The sequence below is a fragment of the Pseudomonas sp. C8002 genome (assembly GCF_013385765.1).
Lineage (GTDB): Bacteria > Pseudomonadota > Gammaproteobacteria > Pseudomonadales > Pseudomonadaceae > Aquipseudomonas.
Genome location: NZ_JACAPJ010000012.1, coordinates 330,888 through 346,411, shown reverse-complemented (window position 1 = coordinate 346,411; position 15,524 = coordinate 330,888). Strand labels below are relative to the sequence as shown.

Annotated in this window: 16 protein-coding genes; 3 read left to right on the top strand and 13 right to left on the bottom strand. The window is 59.3% G+C overall.

The genetic code is table 11. The features are described 5' to 3' along the window. Positions 1-41: 41 nt before the first annotated feature. Positions 42-953, bottom strand: a complete 912-nt coding sequence (gene kdgD, locus HX814_RS19370) for a 5-dehydro-4-deoxyglucarate dehydratase (protein WP_003216058.1) — start codon at positions 951-953, stop codon at positions 42-44. Positions 954-1,177: 224 nt separating this feature from the next. Here kdgD and HX814_RS19365 point away from each other — a divergent pair, with 224 nt between their 5' ends. Further along, positions 1,178-2,332 (top strand): phospholipase, encoded by a 1,155-nt coding sequence (locus tag HX814_RS19365; protein ID WP_177008729.1) that lies wholly within the window; start codon positions 1,178-1,180, stop codon positions 2,330-2,332. Positions 2,333-2,533: 201 nt separating this feature from the next. Here the strand turns inward: HX814_RS19365 and HX814_RS19360 are convergent, their stop codons facing one another. From HX814_RS19360 to rplM, 8 genes are all read right to left on the bottom strand, one after another. Next, on the bottom strand, positions 2,534-3,283 hold the full coding sequence (locus HX814_RS19360; RefSeq protein WP_008437251.1) for a FadR/GntR family transcriptional regulator: 750 nt from the start codon (positions 3,281-3,283) through the stop codon (positions 2,534-2,536). 170 nt (positions 3,284-3,453) lie between these two features. Continuing rightward, positions 3,454-3,873 carry a ClpXP protease specificity-enhancing factor gene (locus HX814_RS19355; RefSeq protein WP_003216051.1) on the bottom strand — a complete coding sequence of 140 codons (420 nt, stop codon included), beginning with the start codon at positions 3,871-3,873 and terminating at the stop codon, positions 3,454-3,456. Between the two features lie 17 nt (positions 3,874-3,890). Then, positions 3,891-4,508 (bottom strand): glutathione S-transferase N-terminal domain-containing protein, encoded by a 618-nt coding sequence (locus HX814_RS19350; protein ID WP_003216049.1) that lies wholly within the window; start codon positions 4,506-4,508, stop codon positions 3,891-3,893. Positions 4,509-4,653: 145 nt separating this feature from the next. Further along, positions 4,654-5,433, bottom strand: coding sequence for a cytochrome c1 (locus HX814_RS19345; protein WP_003216044.1), 780 nt, complete (start codon positions 5,431-5,433; stop codon positions 4,654-4,656). Further along, on the bottom strand, positions 5,433-6,644 hold the full coding sequence (locus HX814_RS19340) for a cytochrome bc complex cytochrome b subunit (protein WP_003216042.1): 1,212 nt from the start codon (positions 6,642-6,644) through the stop codon (positions 5,433-5,435). Before HX814_RS19340 ends, HX814_RS19345 begins: the two co-directional genes overlap by 1 nt. Beyond that, positions 6,644-7,240: a ubiquinol-cytochrome c reductase iron-sulfur subunit gene (gene petA / locus HX814_RS19335; RefSeq protein ID WP_177008728.1), complete on the bottom strand. Its 597-nt coding sequence runs from the start codon at positions 7,238-7,240 to the stop codon at positions 6,644-6,646. The genes HX814_RS19340 and petA overlap by 1 nt, the downstream gene beginning before the upstream one ends. Positions 7,241-7,506: 266 nt before the next feature. Continuing rightward, complete coding sequence (rpsI, locus tag HX814_RS19330) at positions 7,507-7,899, bottom strand: 30S ribosomal protein S9 (protein ID WP_003216038.1); 393 nt, start codon at positions 7,897-7,899, stop codon at positions 7,507-7,509. Positions 7,900-7,913: 14 nt separating this feature from the next. Beyond that, positions 7,914-8,342 carry a 50S ribosomal protein L13 gene (gene rplM / locus HX814_RS19325; RefSeq protein WP_003216032.1) on the bottom strand — a complete coding sequence of 143 codons (429 nt, stop codon included), beginning with the start codon at positions 8,340-8,342 and terminating at the stop codon, positions 7,914-7,916. A gap of 248 nt (positions 8,343-8,590) precedes the next feature. On the opposite strand from rplM, the gene HX814_RS19320 reads away from it, so the two are divergent. Next, positions 8,591-9,631, top strand: a complete 1,041-nt coding sequence (locus HX814_RS19320; protein ID WP_177008727.1) for an NADP(H)-dependent aldo-keto reductase — start codon at positions 8,591-8,593, stop codon at positions 9,629-9,631. A 123-nt stretch (positions 9,632-9,754) separates the two neighbouring features. Here HX814_RS19320 and HX814_RS19315 read toward each other — a convergent pair whose 3' ends face one another. After that, the gene (locus tag HX814_RS19315) at positions 9,755-10,891 is read right to left on the bottom strand and encodes an acyl-CoA dehydrogenase family protein (RefSeq protein WP_177008726.1); all 1,137 of its coding nucleotides are present in this window, start codon (positions 10,889-10,891) and stop codon (positions 9,755-9,757) included. Positions 10,892-11,111: 220 nt separating this feature from the next. Between HX814_RS19315 and HX814_RS19310 the strand changes: the two genes are divergently transcribed. Further along, the gene (locus tag HX814_RS19310; RefSeq protein ID WP_173406101.1) at positions 11,112-12,032 is read left to right on the top strand and encodes a GlxA family transcriptional regulator; all 921 of its coding nucleotides are present in this window, start codon (positions 11,112-11,114) and stop codon (positions 12,030-12,032) included. Between the two features lie 193 nt (positions 12,033-12,225). On the opposite strand, the gene zapE is transcribed toward HX814_RS19310, so the two are convergent. The 3 genes from zapE to HX814_RS19295 form a co-directional block, all read right to left on the bottom strand. Beyond that, complete coding sequence (zapE, locus tag HX814_RS19305; RefSeq protein ID WP_003216025.1) at positions 12,226-13,320, bottom strand: cell division protein ZapE; 1,095 nt, start codon at positions 13,318-13,320, stop codon at positions 12,226-12,228. A gap of 78 nt (positions 13,321-13,398) precedes the next feature. Then, positions 13,399-14,754 (bottom strand): tryptophan--tRNA ligase, encoded by a 1,356-nt coding sequence (locus HX814_RS19300; protein ID WP_177008725.1) that lies wholly within the window; start codon positions 14,752-14,754, stop codon positions 13,399-13,401. Between the two features lie 16 nt (positions 14,755-14,770). Next, positions 14,771-15,400, bottom strand: coding sequence for an alpha/beta hydrolase (locus HX814_RS19295; protein ID WP_023659190.1), 630 nt, complete (start codon positions 15,398-15,400; stop codon positions 14,771-14,773). Positions 15,401-15,524: the final 124 nt, after the last annotated feature.

The following is a 15,524-nucleotide window of genomic DNA, read 5'->3' as shown; positions in this document are numbered from 1 at the left end:
ACGCAAAAAGCCGCTGATTACTCAGCGGCCTTGGTGATGGGTTATTGCGCGCCTTGCTTGTCGATCAACGCGGCCAGGGCTTCGTATTCCTCCGGCAGCAGATCGGTCAGCGGCGTACGCACGGGGCCTGCGTCGTAACCGACGATTTTCGCCCCGGCCTTGACGATGCTCACCGCGTAACCGGCCTTGCGGTTACGGATGTCGAGGTACGGCAGGAAGAAGTCGTCGATGATCTTGCCGACGGTGGCGTGATCTTCCCGGGCAATGGCGTGGTAGAAATCCATCGCGGTTTTTGGAATGAAGTTGAACACCGCCGAGGAGTACACCGGCACGCCCAAGGCCTTGTAGGCAGCGGCGTAAACCTCTGCAGTCGGCAAGCCGCCCAGGTAGCTGAAACGGTCACCGAGGCGACGACGGATCGACACCATCAATTCAATGTCACCCAGGCCGTCCTTGTAACCGATCAGGTTCGGGCAGCGCTCGGCCAGGCGTTCCAGCAGCGGCGCGGTCAGGCGGCAGACGTTGCGGTTGTAGACCACTACACCGATCTTGACCGACTTGCACACCGCTTCAACGTGGGCGGCAACCCCGTCCTGGCTGGCTTCGGTCAGGTAGTGCGGCAGCAGCAACAGGCCTTTGGCGCCCAGACGCTCGGCTTCCTGGGCGTACTCGATGGCCTGGCGGGTGGCACCGCCGACACCGGCAAGAATCGGCACGCTGGTGGCGCAGGTATCAACGGCGGTTTTCACCACTTGCGAATATTCGCTGGCCGCCAGGGAGAAAAACTCACCGGTGCCGCCAGCGGCGAACAAGGCGGTAGCGCCATAAGGGGCCAGCCATTCCAGACGCTTGATGTAGCCCGCCTGGTGGAAATCACCCTGGGCATTGAAATCGGTCACCGGGAAAGACAGCAGACCGTGAGAGAGGATGGACTTCAGTTCTTGTGGATTCATTATTCGAACACCCTGGGCGAAGACTTTCTGTTGTGAGATTACGGATGGTTATCTTGATGTCGTACGTCATCGTACAACTATAAAAATATTCGTCAACTGCAATTCATCGCCGCCCTTCTCGATTGCTGCTTTCTTGACGTAGGAAGTTTTTCCTCTACGCTCTGGATAACTGTATATACGTACAGTTATTACGGAAGATTCCTACGACATAGCAAGGAGCTAACATGTCAGATCTTGAACTCGCCACACCTGTGAAAACCCCGCCAACCCTGCGTTTTGAAGGCGGCGAACACACCGCCATCGGCGACGACACCCTGTTGCGTTTCGTCAAGGACGCCCCGCCGATTCCCGCCCGGCAGGTCGAATTGCACCTGCCCAATGGCCTGGCGCTGAGCTACGGCCAGATCATCGCCCTGGGCGGTGATTTCTATGGCATCCCCGGGCGCCCCATCAACGAAGGCACATCGCCCGCTGATCGTGTGCAGCGCTTTACCGATGCATTCAACTCGCTGGCGGTATTGCCAGCATCACGGGAAGAAGCGGGCAAGATCCTGGCGGTGATGCAAAAGGAGATCAATGCGGTCAACCAGGCGATCAAGGACGGCAAGCAACCCCATGAAGCGTATGACGCGCTGGGTGACACCTTGTCCGAGGAATGGAACCGCATCACCGGCGGCGGCAGTGCCGTCTCGGCGCTGATTCCACTGGGGCGCTACCTGAAACTGGCGGCAGACAATGCCGACCACTTTGGCGAATGGGCTTTGGCGGCCTATCTGGCGGGGCATACGGCAGCCTTGCAACAAGCCGTCGTGGCGCATCAGACCGGCACCGACCAGGCGCTGGAACTGGCCTATGCCATGAACAGCTTTGCTGATCACTTTTTGACCGATCTATTTTCCGCCGGGCACCTGCGGGTACCGCGCAAGCAACTGGCGGCGGTGGTGACACCGGGTGAACTGGGCTCGCTGATCAGCCGCTTCATGCACGATGAAGACAGCAAGTTCGGGCTCAATGTGCGCAACGCCCTGGGCGAGCAGTGGCATGCCTACGGTGATAAACGCTATTTCGACAGCAACGATGCAGCCAACCGCGCCATGGTCAAACGCGCCGTGCAGGCCTCGGCCGATGAGATCTTCGAAACGTTTACCAGCGGCATGGCGCCCTCCCCGGCCAACTTCAAGGCGCCGCTGTATGTGCCGGACCTGAACGCCGCGCAGAACCCGGTGAACAACTTCTCACCGCTGTTCAAGGCTGAAGGCGACAAGGTGCTGCGACGCAAGGACGTCAACAACCTGAACGACAAGCAGTGGACCAATGACTGGTGGGGTTGGAGCACGTATCTGCTGCTCAAGGACTACAAGCCGAATCAGCCGACCTGAAAGACGTGAGTTAAGCCTCGCGCACTAACCTGTGGCGAGGGAGCCTGCTCCCGTTGGGCTGCGAAGCAGCCCCAGCAAGAACACGGGGTTCTTTCAGACAGAACTCGGGGCAATGGATTTGGGGCCGCTGCGCGGCCCAACGGGAGCAAGCTCCCTCGCCACAATGAGCTTTCAAGCCACACGCTTACGTCCAGCCTGGAATCAACCGCGCTGCGCTTCCGCCTCTTCATGGGCATGGCGCAGCCGCTCACGGCTGTTGGTCAGGTGCAACCGCATGGCCGCCCGCGCCGCATCCGAATCCTGGCGCGCGATCGCCTCATAGATCTCTTCGTGTTCGCGGCTCAGGCGGCTCATGTAGTGCTGCTGGTCATCATGGGCCAGGCGTGCCGAGTTCAGCCGCGTGCGCGGAATGATGCTGGTGCCCAGGTGGGTCATGATGTCGGTGAAGTAGCGGTTGCCGGTGGACAGGGCAATCTGCAGGTGGAACTGGAAGTCCGACGCCACCGCATCACCGGCGTGGGCCGCACTTTCGTTCAGCGCATCGAGGGCAGCACGCATGCCGGCCAATTGCTCGTCGCTACGACGCTGGGCGGCGAGCCCGGCAGACTCCACTTCCAGGCTGATCCGCAGTTCAAGGATGGCCAGCACATCACGCAGGGTGACGACAGTGGCCGGATCAATCCGGAAACCGCTGGGGCTTGGCGTATCCAGCACAAAGGTACCGATGCCATGGCGGGTTTCTACCTGCCCGGCGGCCTGCAATCGCGAGATGGCTTCACGCACCACGGTGCGGCTGACCCCATGGGCGTCCATGATCGCCGACTCGGTGGGCAGTTTGTCGCCACGTTTGAGTTGGCCGTCGCGGATCTGCTCGGACAACACCGTGACCAATTCCTGGGCAAGGCTGCGGCGCTTGCGGGGAAGACGAGGGGCGGCGCTGGAGTTTTCCATGATGAATCATCTATCTCGGCGATCTGAAGCACGCATGATAGCCCATGGCGGTTGTACGATCACCGTCCTGTCATGACTTTCATCTATAACCGCCGGGGTTTTCGTCAGGCAAAAAAATGCCCCGGCATCGCCGAGGCATTTTCAACGCTGGCCCGAGGGCCCGCGCCTTGTTACTTCACCACTTTCAGACTCGGCCGACCGCTTGGACGCGGCGGCTCGGAATCCGGCGGCGGCACATCATCTTCGCCTTCGAGCTCGATCGCTTCGTCATCCTCAAGGGAAGACTCCAGATCAAACACCATGCCCTGGCCATTTTCCCGGGCGTAGATCCCGAGGATGGCACCGATGGGCACGAACAGCGTATGCGGCACACCGCCGAAACGCCCTTCAAAGCTGACCGCTTCATTGTCCATGTGCAGGTGTCGCACGGCACTGGGTGAAACGTTCAGGACGATTTGTCCGTCACTGGCAAAACCTTGCGGTACCTGAACCGCGGGAAACTCGGAATTGACCAGCATGTGCGGGGTGCAATCGTTGTCCACTATCCACTCATAGAGCGCGCGGACCAGGTAAGGTCGACTGGAGTTCATCAACGGCTCCTTAAGCCTTAGCGCATATCGCGTTCGACACCAGACAGACTCGCCTGGAAAGCCTCACGCGCAAACTGGCGCTCCATGTAGTCAAGCAGCGGCTTGGCAGGCCGCGGCAGTTCTATGCCCAAAATCGGCAAGCGCCAGAGTATGGGTAATAGGCAGCAATCCACCAGACTTTGTTCCTCGCTGAGGAAAAAAGGTTTGTCGGCAAACAACGGCGAAACACCGGTCAGGCTCTCGCGCAATTCCTTGCGCGCCTGAACCCGGGCCGCTTCCTTGCTGCGTGAATCCAGAATCAGGTCCACCAGGCCACACCAGTCACGCTGGATCCGATGGATCAGCAGGCGGCTGTTGGCACGCGCCACCGGATACACCGGCAGCAACGGTGGATGGGGATAACGCTCATCCAGGTATTCCATCACCACGGTTGACTCCCACAACGCCAGGTCACGATCGACCAGGGTGGGCAAGCTGCCGTAAGGGTTCACTTCGATCAGTTTCGGCGGGTGACGTCCCACCTCCACACTGATGATCTCTGCGCTGACACCCTTCTCTGCGAGCACGATGCGTACTCGGTGGGAATAGTGGTCGGCGGGGTCGGAGTAACAGGCCAACCGATTGGTCACGCCCATGGCGGTCCTCCTCGCTTGTTGAAATTATCGGAAGCTCAAAAACGAGCGCGCCCAGTGAGCATCTCCGTGATGCCTGGATAAACCAGACTTACCTTCAGAGATGCCGCTGGGCGCGCAAGATTAACAGCAATTACTTACGGTTGGATCAATGCACATCCTTCCAGTATTCGCGTTTCAGCAGATAGGCGAACACGAAGAAGAAGGCCAGGTACAGCAACACATAGGTACCAATGCGCTGATGCTGCAGCTTCACTGGGTTGGCCGAGTAGGCCAGGAAGGTCACCAGATTCTTGACCTTCTCGTCGAACTGCTCTTCGTTCAGCGTGCCGGTCTTCGGCACTATGGTCAGCTGATCGCACGCTTCATGAGTCAAAGGCGTACCGGTGAGCGGATCATACTGCTTCTTGCCGTCTTCGACGATTTGTACTTGCTTGCATCCTACCACTTGGCGACCTTGCAGGCCGACCAGAACGTTAGGCATACCGACGTTCGGGAACACTTTGTTGTTCACGCCGTAGGGACGCGTCGGGTCTTCATAGAAGGATTTCAGGTAGCCATAGAGCCAATCGGTGCCACGCACACGGGCCACCAGGGTCAGGTCGGGCGGTGCAGCCCCGAACCAGGTCTTGGCGTCGGCCGGTTGCATGCCGATGGTCATGTGGTCGCCGATCTTCGCCCCGGTGAACACCGAGTGGCTCAGCATCACGTCATGGGGAATGCCCAGGTCGTCGGCCACTCGCTCGTAACGCTGGAACTTGGCGCTGTGGCAGCCCATGCAGTAGTTGGTGAACGTACGCAGCCCGTCCTGCATTGCGGCTTTGTCCGACACGTCGATGTCGACTTTTTCCAGTTCTGGGCCGTGTTCAGCGGCGAAAGACAGCAGCGGCAGGGCCGCAAGAATGAATGCAACGAATAATTTTTTCATCAGCCAGTCACCCTTTCCGGTACCGGTTTGGTCTTCTCGAGCCGGGTATAGAACGGCATCAGAATGAAGTAGGCGAAGTACAGGAAGGTGCAGACCTGCGACAGCAACGTACGCTCCGGGGTCGGCGCCAATACGCCCAGTACACCCAGGATCACGAACGCAATGCAGAACACCCACAGCCAGATCTTGCTCAGCCAGCCCTTGTAGCGCATGGACTTGACCGGGCTACGGTCGAGCCACGGCAGCACGAACAGCACTGCAATCGCTGCGCCCATGGCGATAACGCCCATGAGTTTGTCGGGAATCGCCCGCAAGATCGCGTAGAACGGAGTGAAGTACCAGACCGGGGCAATGTGTTCCGGGGTCTTGAAGGCGTTCGCCTGTTCGAAGTTCGGTTTCTCGAGGAAATAACCGCCCATCTCCGGGAAAAAGAACACGATCGAGCAGAAGATGAACAGGAACACCACCACACCGACGATATCTTTCACGGTGTAGTACGGGTGGAACGGAATGCCGTCCAGCGGTACGCCGTTTTCGTCCTTGTGCTTCTTGATATCCACGCCGTCGGGGTTGTTCGAACCCACTTCGTGCAACGCCAGGATGTGCAGCACTACCAGGCCCAGGATCACGATCGGCAAGGCCACCACGTGCAAGGCGAAGAAGCGGTTCAGGGTGATCCCGGAGATCAGGTAGTCACCGCGAATCCACTGGGTCAGGTCGTTGCCGATGACCGGGATCGCACCGAACAGCGAGATGATCACCTGGGCGCCCCAATAGGACATCTGGCCCCACGGCAGCAGGTAGCCCATGAAGGCCTCGGCCATCAGCGCCAGGTAGATCAGCATGCCGAACACCCACACCAGCTCGCGAGGCTTCTGGTACGAGCCGTAGAGCAGGCCACGGAACATGTGCATGTAGACGACGATGAAGAACGCCGAGGCGCCGGTGGAGTGCAGCAGACGCAGGATCGAGCCGTACTCGACGTCGCGCATGATGTATTCGACGGAGGCGAAGGCTTCTTCGGCCGACGGCGTGTAGCTCATCGTCAGCCAGACACCGGTAACGATCTGATTGACCAGTACCAGAAGTGCCAGGGAGCCAAAGAAATAGAAGAAGTTGAAATTCTTCGGTGCGTAGTACTTGCTGAGGTGGTCTTCCCACATCTTGGTCGCGGGGAAGCGCGCATCCACCCAATCCATGAACTTGCTCATCAGGCTTTCTCCCCCTCGTCGACGCCAATGACAATGACACTGTCAGTCTCGTAGTGATGTGGCGGAACTGGCAGGTTCAGTGGTGCAGGTTGTGACTTGTAGACGCGGCCAGCGAGGTCGTAGTGAGAACCGTGGCACGGGCAGAAATAGCCCCCGACCCAGTCCTTGCCCAGGTCCGCGGGCGCCACTTCCGGGCGGAAGGTGGGAGAGCAACCCAAGTGGGTGCAGATACCGATCAGCAGCAGAATTTCCGGCTTGATCGAGCGAATTTCCTTATCGACGTAAGCGGGTTGGTCGGAATTCTTCGAGTCGGGGTCGGACAGCTGGCCCTCGATCTTCTTCAGATTTCCCAGGATTTCCCCGGTACGACGAACGATGAACACTGGCTGACCGCGCCATTCAGCAATCATTTGCTGGCCTGGATCGATCTTGCTGACATTCACCTTCACCGGTGCACCTGCGGCTTTCGCCTTGGCACTGGGAAACCATGACCCCACGAACGGGACCGCAGCCCCCACCGCTCCTGCAGCACCCACCACGGATGTGGCTGCTACCAAGAAGCGACGCCGGCCTGCATTCACGCCGTCATTGCTCATTCAGTCCTCTCCCATCAGCTTTGTGGCCTGTTAAATCAGGCGTCTACTAAGTGTTAAATCTGAACTTATAAAAATTTTGCCGAATGGTAATGAAAAGCCCCACGTCTGACAAGGTAATTACCCCCGGCACTGGCTCCAAGCCTTTGAGTATAGGGGCTCTACGGATGTGGCAAGTTGTCACACAGATTTTTTTACATAAATAGCAGGCAATAAAAAACGCCCAGCTCCGTGAGGAGGCTGGGCGTTTTCTGGAACGTAAAAGCGAATTAACGCTTCGAGTACTGCGGACGCTTACGCGCTTTACGCAGACCAACTTTCTTACGTTCAACTTCACGAGCATCGCGAGTCACGAAGCCAGCTTTGCGCAGAGCGCCACGCAGGGTTTCGTCGTACTGCATCAGAGCGCGAGTGATACCGTGGCGGATTGCGCCAGCTTGACCACTTACACCGCCACCGATAACGGTGACGTAGATGTCGAACTTTTCAACGGTCTCGGTCAATTCCAGCGGCTGACGAACTACCATGCGGGCAGTTTCGCGACCGAAGAAATTTTCCAGAGTGCGGTTGTTGATCGAGATGTTACCAGTACCCGGACGCAGGAAAACGCGAGCGGTAGCGGTTTTGCGACGGCCAGTGCCGTAATTTTGAGTCGCCGACATAATGAACTATTCCGTTAAAACTTCAGTTCTTGGGGCTGCTGAGCAGCATGAGGGTGAGCAGCGCCCGCATAGACTTTCAGCTTGCGATACATGTCGCGACCCAGTGGGCCCTTCGGCAGCATACCTTTGACCGCGATTTCAATCGGGGCTTCAGGCTTTTTGGAGATCAGGCCTTCGAAGTTCGAAGACTTGATACCGCCTGGGAAACCGGAGTGACGGTAGTACATTTTGTCTTGCGCTTTGTTGCCGGTAACACGTACCTGCTCGGCGTTGATGATGACAATGTAGTCACCGGTATCAACGTGAGGGGTGTACTCAGGCTTGTGCTTGCCACGCAGACGGCTGGCGACTTCAGTGGCCAGACGACCCAGGGTCTGACCAGCGGCGTCGACGACAAACCAGTCGCGCTGAACTGTTTCTGGTTTTGCAGTAAAAGTTGTCATTCTTTAATAGCCTCAGGGGCCGCCCTGTAAATTAGACGGCGGATCTTACTGAATAGTGCGTACTTTGACAAGTCAAAGGCAGCCGGATACAGACGCTATCGGGGGCTCGGGTCGGCGCGTCCGTTCAACGGCAAGATTCTTCGGCAGGCGGCGCATCACTTCCACTGCAGAAAGAGGTGGGCAATTATGCAGATTGCCAAAAAAATTTCAACCTGCTTTTATGATTGTTTTCCCCGAAGGAGTACCCGATGGACTATCGACAGCTGGGCCGAACCGATCTGAACGTGAGCGCGATAGCCTTGGGCACCATGACCTGGGGCGAGCAGAACAGCGAGGCAGAGGCCTTCGCACAGATCGAACGGGCCAAGGCCGCGGGGATCAACTTCCTCGACACCGCGGAAATGTACCCGGTGCCGCCCAAGGCCGACACCTACGCCACCACCGAGCGCTACATCGGTAATTACTTCAAAAGCCGCGGCGGCCGTGCCGACTGGATCCTCGCCAGCAAGATCGCCGGCCCCGGCAACACCATCGACTACATCCGCGATGGCAGCCTCAAGCACAACCGCAAGCACATCGCCGAAGCCCTGGACGCGAGCCTCAAGCGCCTGCAAACCGACTGGATCGACCTCTACCAGCTGCACTGGCCGGAACGCAGCACCAACTTTTTCGGCCAACTGGGCTACAAGCACAAGGCCGAAGAAGACCTGACGCCGCTGGAAGAAACCCTCGAAGCCCTGGATGAGCAGGTCAAGGCCGGCAAGATCCGCCACATCGGCCTGTCCAACGAAACCCCGTGGGGCACCATGAAGTTCCTGGCCCTGGCCGAAGCCCGTGGCTGGACCCGCGCGGTGTCGATCCAGAACCCCTACAACCTGCTCAACCGCAGCTTTGAAGTGGGCCTGGCGGAAATCGCCATCCGTGAACAGTGCGGTTTGCTGGCGTATTCACCGCTGGCGTTCGGCATGCTCAGCGGCAAGTACGAAGGTGGCGCACGCCCGGCCAAGGGCCGCCTGAGCCTCTATAGCCGCTTCAGCCGCTACTTCAACCCGCAGTCGGAAGCTGCATGCAGCCGTTATGTGGCACTGGCCCGTGAGCACGGCCTGGACCCGGCGCAGATGGCATTGGCGTTTGTGACCCAACAACCGTTCGTGACCAGCAACATCATTGGCGCCACGACCCTGGAGCAGCTGGACAGCAACATCGCCAGCGCTGATTTGAAACTGTCGGATGAGGTGCTGGCAGGGATTGAGGCGATTCAGAAGGATCATCCGAATCCTGCGCCTTGATTGATCTCTAGACCGCCTTCGCGAGCAAGCCCGCTCCCACATTCGACCGAGTTCCACCTTTGGAATGCAGTCGAATGTGGGAGCGGGCTTGCTCGCGAAGAGGCCCTCAAAAACACCAAGAATTCAAAGCGCCCGCGCAATAATCTCCTTCATGATCTCATTCGTCCCCGCATAAATCCGCTGCACCCGCGCATCTGCCCACGCCCGCGCAATCGGGTATTCCCACATAAACCCATACCCGCCGTGCAGTTGCACACACTCATCCAGCACCTTGCACTGCAGGTCCGTGGCCCAGTATTTGGCCATCGCGGCCGTGGGCACATCGAGCTTGCCTTCCAGGTGCAACTCCATGCACTTGTCGACAAATACCCGGCCGATCTGGGTTTCCGTCGCAATCTCCGCCAGCTTGAAACGGGTGTTCTGGAAGTCGATGATCGCCTTGCCGAACGCCTTGCGGTCGCGGGTGTATTCCAGCGTCCATTGCAGCGCCGCCTCGGCTGACGACAGCGCACCAATCGCCACCGTCAAACGCTCCTGCGGCAACTCCTGCATCAGGTAGGCAAAGCCCATCCCCGCCTGGCCCAGCAGATTCTCCTTGGGCACCCTCACATCCTGGAAGAACAGCTCCGATGTATCCTGGGCCTTCATCCCGACCTTCTCCAGGCGCTTGCCCTTGTCGAAACCCGGCATGTTGGCCTCCACCAGGAACAGGCTGGTGCCCTTGGCGCCGGCCTTGGGATCGGTCTTGGCCACGACGATCACCAGATCAGCCAGGAAGCCATTGGTGATGAACGTCTTGGAGCCGTTGATCACGTATTCATCGCCATCCAGCACCGCCGTGGTCTTGACCCCTTGCAGGTCGGACCCGGCCCCCGGCTCGGTCATGGCAATCGCCGTGACCATTTCCCCGGAGATCAGCTTGGGCAGGTACTTGTGCTTCAGCGCCTCACTGCCGTAATGCAGGATGTAGGGCGCAACAATGTCCGAATGCAGGGAGAAACCAATCCCGGTCAATCCCAGGCGGCTGATCTCCTCGATCACCACCGCGCTGTAGAGAAAGTCCGCCCCGAGGCCGCCGTACTCTTCCGGCAAATGCGAGCAGAGCATCCCCGCCTCCCCCGCCTTGTTCCACAGGTTGCGGTCGATGTAGCCCTGCTTTTCCCATTGCCCGTGGAACGGCGCCGCGTCTTTTTCGAGGAAGGTGCGCACGCTCTGGCGGAAGAGTTCGTGCTCCGAGCTGAACAAGGTTCTGGGAATCATGGGTCACCTGTGTGAATTGTCGGACAAGACCGGGATCACAGAGCCTAAGCCGCGAAGGCGTCACAGGACACTGGACACATGCGACAAAAAATAAGACGATCCAGCCGTCTGGTGACCACTTTCCCCTATAAGAATAAATGAAATTATGTCTAACCAAATCTCCACGCCCTTGCGGCGCGTCAGCATTTTGGCCATTGATCGGGTATTCGCTTCAACCCTCATGCAAGCCAAGGATTTCTTCCACCTCGCGAGCCTGCGCTACGGCAAACAGCTGGGCCAGGGCCTCACTCCCGCCTTCGAAACCCGCCTGGTCAGCCCCGACGGGCAGTCGGTGCGCAGCTTCAGCGATGTGATCATGCCGGTGGACGGCGGCCTCGAAAACGCCGACATCATCGTGCTCCCGGCCTTCTGGGACGATTTCGACTCGTTGTGCCAACGCTACCCCCAAGTGCTGCCCTGGCTGCGTGAACAACACGCCCGTGGCGCGGTGCTGTGCGGCGAAGCCACCGGGGTGTTCTGGCTCGCCGAAGCCGGCCTGCTGGATGGCAAGGAAGCGACCACCTATTGGCGCTTCTTCAACGCTTTCACCGAACGCTTTCCCAAGGTGCAGCTGAACCAGGACAAGCACCTGACCGACGCCGACAACCTGTACTGCGCCGGCGGCACCACTTCAGCCTGCGACCTCTACATCTACCTGATCGAACGCTTCTGCGGCGCCAACATCGCCCAGGCCGTAGCCCGCGACATCCTCTACGAAGTGCAACGCAGCTACGCCCCCGGGCGCATCGGTTTTGGCGGGCAGAAGCTGCACCAGGACGTGATCATCCTGCAGATCCAGCATTGGCTCGAAGAGCACTTCGCCGACAAGTTCCGCTTCGAAGACGTGGCCCGGGAACACGGCATGAGCATCCGCAACTTCATGCGCCGCTTCCAGACCGCCACCGGTGACAAGCCGCTGCACTACCTGCAACGGTTGCGCATCGAGACAGCCAAGGGCCTGCTGTCCGGCAGCCGCAAAAGCATCAAGACCATCAGTTACGAGGTGGGCTACGACGACGCGAGCTTCTTTGCGAGGCTGTTCCGCCAGCATACCGAGCTGTCGCCCAACCAGTATCGCCAGCAGTTCCAGCAGGCCGCGTAACCAAAGGGTATACGCAGTAAAAATGTGGGAGCTGGCTTGCCTGCGATGGCGGCGTGCCAGGCACCAGAGGCATCAGCTGACAGACCGCTATCGCGGGCAAGCCCGGCTCCCACAGTTGCTTTCTGTTGACCTGGAAATTTGCATAAAAAAAGGCCCGCATCGCTGCGGGCCTTTTTCATTTCAAGCACATCGCTTACGGCTTGTGCGCCCGCGACAGGAACTCGTGGGACTGCATTTCCAGCAAGCGGCTCAAGGTGCGCTGGAATTCGAAGTTCAAGCGGCCGCCGGTGTAGAGGTCCTTGAGCTCGACTTCCGCCGAGATGATCAGCTTGACGTTGCGGTCGTAGAACTCGTCGACCATGTTGATAAAGCGCCGCGCGATGTCGTCGGTGGTGACGCTCATCTGCTCGACACCGCTCAGGATCACCGCGTGGAAGATCTTGCCCAGTTCGATGTAGTCGTTCTGGCTGCGAGGGCCGTCGCACAGTTCGCGGAATTCGAACCAGGCCACGTCATCGCAGGTGCGCAGTGCGATGATTTCGCGGTTTTCGATGATCAGCTTGTCGTTTTCAATCGCCTGGGTGCATTCCGGCGTCAGCGCGCGGAAGCTCTTGCGCAGGCTTTCCTGGGCCACTTCGTTGAGCGGGTAGTGGAACAGTTCGGCTTGTTCAAGGTGACGCAGGCGGTAGTCGACGCCGCTGTCGACGTTGACGATGTCGGTGTTCTGCTTGATCAGGGCGATGGCCGGCAGGAAACGCGCGCGTTGCAGGCCGTCCTTGTACAGGCCGTCGGGCACGATGTTCGAGGTGGCGACAAGGGTCACGCCGTTCTTGAACAACTCTTCCATCAGGGTGCCGAGGATCATCGCGTCGGTGATGTCGGACACGAAGAACTCATCGAAACAGATCACCCGGGCTTCTTCCGAGAAGCGCTTGGCGATGATGGTCAGCGGGTTCTTTTCGCCCGGCAGGGTCTTCATCTCTTCATGCACGCGCTTCATGAAGCGGTGGAAGTGGGTGCGGACCTTTTCCTTGAACGGCAGCGCTTCGAAGAAGGTGTCCACCAGGTAAGTCTTGCCCCGGCCAACACCACCCCAGAAATACAGGCCCTTGACCGGCGTATGGTCTTTCTTGCCAAACAGCTTGCTGAACATGCCCGGCTTGTTCTGCGAGGCCTGGACCAGATCGTCGTACAGGCGCTGCAAATGGCGCACCGCAGTTTCCTGGGCAGCGTCATGGAAGAATTCAGGGCGTTTCAGATCAGCTTGATATCGTTCTAGGGGCGTCATAATTCGTTAGCAAGGCAACAAAAACGGGCCGCCACTGTAACGACGGCCCTGAAGAATGGCAATCAACCCTTGGTCGGGTCAATCCTCGATTGGGGTCAACGCAACGCGCAAGGCTTCGATCGCCGCATCCCGCGAGGCGCTGTCGGCGAACGCCGGGCTATCGGCGACGACTTCACCGTCCAGCCACACGCTGAAGCTCGAGGCTTCACTGCGTACATCCAGCGCCTGACCCGATTGCAGCTGCTTGGTTACGGCGCCTGCGGTTTTACCGTCGGCAAAGTTGCGCGACAGCAGCAGTTGCTCGCCTTCGGCCGCCAGCAAACGGAAGCGGAAGCTGCCGTCGTCTTCGCGGAAGCTGACAAAGCGTGCGGCTTTCGCAGCTTTCTTCTTGGTGGTGGGCGCAACGGCGACCGGGTTGACGAACGAGCGCAGGCCCACCGCTTCACGCAGCTCGGCCAGGAACGGCGCAGCCACGGCGCGGGCTTTGCGGGCGCCGACCAGCAGCAGGTCTTCCATGTCCGACGGGCGCGACATCAGCTGGTGATAACGCTCGCGCGCTTCACCCAACTGGCCGTCCAGCAGTTGGAACAGACGGTTCTTCGCCTCGCCCCAGCCCAGGCCTTGCAGCAGTTCACCGCGGAACTCTTCTTCCTGGGCCTGGGTGGCAAACGCCTGGTACAGGGTGAACAGGTGCGAGTTGTCCGGATCCTTGGCTTCGCCCGGCGCGCGGGAGTCGGTGACGATCCGCGAGATTGCGTCCTTCATGTCCTTGGCGCTGGTGAACAACGGGATGGTGTTGTCGTAGCTCTTCGACATCTTGCGGCCATCCAGGCCCGGCAAGGTGGCGACGCTTTCTTCGATCAGCGCTTCGGGCATGGTGAAGAATTCTTTACCCTTGCCGAACAGGTGGTTGAAGCGCTGGCCGATGTCGCGAGCCATTTCCACGTGCTGGATCTGGTCACGACCGACCGGCACCTTGTGGGCGTTGAACATCAGGATGTCCGCGGCCATCAGCACCGGGTAGCTGTACAGGCCCATGGTGATCCCCGCATCCGGGTCTTCGCCGTTCTCCAGGTTCTTGTCCACCGAGGCCTTGTAGGCGTGCGCACGGTTGAGCAGGCCCTTGGCCGCCACGCAGGTCAGCAACCAGGTCAGCTCGGGGATTTCCGGGATATCGGACTGGCGGTAGAAGGTTACCCGGTTCACATCCAGGCCACCGGCCAGCCAGGTCGCGGCAATTTCCATGCGCGAGCGCTGGATGCGCTGCGGGTCATCGCACTTGATCAGGGCGTGGTAGTCGGCCAGGAAGTAGAAGGAGTCGGCGTTGGCGTCCTGGCTGGCAAGGATCGCCGGGCGGATCGCGCCGGCGTAGTTGCCCAGGTGCGGCGTGCCGGTGGTGGTGATGCCGGTGAGGATGCGGGTACGGGTCGTCATGGGTGATCGCTTGTCATCAATTCGAAAGACGTGGCAGCACAAGATCCTTGAGATCGGTCAGCTTGCCATGAAAAAAGTGTCCGCATTCTGCCACTTTCAGCAGCTCATGGGGGCGATTCAGGGCCGCGGACCAGTCGTAGACGAGTTGCGGGTCGACCACTTCGTCGGTTTCCGGCTGGATCACGGTCAATGGGCAGCCTTGTGGCAACACGTCGTTATCCCGCAGGCGCATTACGGCCGCGGCCACCATGAACAGGTGCGCGAGTTTTTCGCCCTTGGCTTCCAGGCGGCCGCCGAGGGTGGCCGCGACAAACCCGCCGAAGGAAAAACCCAGCAGGGTGATCGGCAGGTCGGGATGCTTTTCACGCAACCAGGTGGCTGCCGCTTCGGCGTCGTCGACTTCACCGGTGCCCATATCGTGCGTACCGGCACTGGTGCCGACACCGCGATAATTGAAACGTAACGTGATCAAGCCGGCATCGCGCGCGGTGCGTTGCAGGGTCGATACGACTTTGTTGAGCATGGTGCCGCCCTGCACCGGGTTCGGGTGACAGATCAGCGCCAGGCCACGTGGCTCGGGGTGATCCAGATACAGGGCTTCCAGTTGGCCTACCGGGCCATCGATCAAAACGGGGGTTTCACGCATCAGCAAGGAAGGAACTCCGTGACCTCTCAAGGGGTCGACTCGTCTAGCTAAAAGTCTGTGCATGGCATCATTGCGAGCTTAATCGCGGTATACAGCGCAGGTCCGAGCCGTTAACGTAAAGCAA

Excerpts from the sequence above, each read along its gene's own strand:
- petA (WP_177008728.1), bottom strand. The coding sequence starts at position 7,240 with ATGAGCAATGACGGCGTGAATGCAGGCCGGCGTCGCTTCTTGGTAGCA.
- HX814_RS19345 (WP_003216044.1), bottom strand. The coding sequence starts at position 5,433 with ATGAAAAAATTATTCGTTGCATTCATTCTTGCGGCCCTGCCGCTGCTG.
- zapE (WP_003216025.1), bottom strand. The coding sequence starts at position 13,320 with ATGACGCCCCTAGAACGATATCAAGCTGATCTGAAACGCCCTGAATTC.
- HX814_RS19310 (WP_173406101.1), top strand. The coding sequence starts at position 11,112 with ATGCAAGCCAAGGATTTCTTCCACCTCGCGAGCCTGCGCTACGGCAAA.
- HX814_RS19360 (WP_008437251.1), bottom strand. The coding sequence starts at position 3,283 with ATGGAAAACTCCAGCGCCGCCCCTCGTCTTCCCCGCAAGCGCCGCAGC.
- HX814_RS19350 (WP_003216049.1), bottom strand. The coding sequence starts at position 4,508 with ATGGGCGTGACCAATCGGTTGGCCTGTTACTCCGACCCCGCCGACCAC.
- HX814_RS19320 (WP_177008727.1), top strand. The coding sequence starts at position 8,591 with ATGGACTATCGACAGCTGGGCCGAACCGATCTGAACGTGAGCGCGATA.
- HX814_RS19315 (WP_177008726.1), bottom strand. The coding sequence starts at position 10,891 with ATGATTCCCAGAACCTTGTTCAGCTCGGAGCACGAACTCTTCCGCCAG.
- rplM (WP_003216032.1), bottom strand. The coding sequence starts at position 8,342 with ATGACAACTTTTACTGCAAAACCAGAAACAGTTCAGCGCGACTGGTTT.
- HX814_RS19295 (WP_023659190.1), bottom strand. The coding sequence starts at position 15,400 with ATGCGTGAAACCCCCGTTTTGATCGATGGCCCGGTAGGCCAACTGGAA.
- HX814_RS19365 (WP_177008729.1), top strand. The coding sequence starts at position 1,178 with ATGTCAGATCTTGAACTCGCCACACCTGTGAAAACCCCGCCAACCCTG.
- kdgD (WP_003216058.1), bottom strand. The coding sequence starts at position 953 with ATGAATCCACAAGAACTGAAGTCCATCCTCTCTCACGGTCTGCTGTCT.
- HX814_RS19340 (WP_003216042.1), bottom strand. The coding sequence starts at position 6,644 with ATGAGCAAGTTCATGGATTGGGTGGATGCGCGCTTCCCCGCGACCAAG.
- rpsI (WP_003216038.1), bottom strand. The coding sequence starts at position 7,899 with ATGTCGGCGACTCAAAATTACGGCACTGGCCGTCGCAAAACCGCTACC.
- HX814_RS19300 (WP_177008725.1), bottom strand. The coding sequence starts at position 14,754 with ATGACGACCCGTACCCGCATCCTCACCGGCATCACCACCACCGGCACG.
- HX814_RS19355 (WP_003216051.1), bottom strand. The coding sequence starts at position 3,873 with ATGAACTCCAGTCGACCTTACCTGGTCCGCGCGCTCTATGAGTGGATA.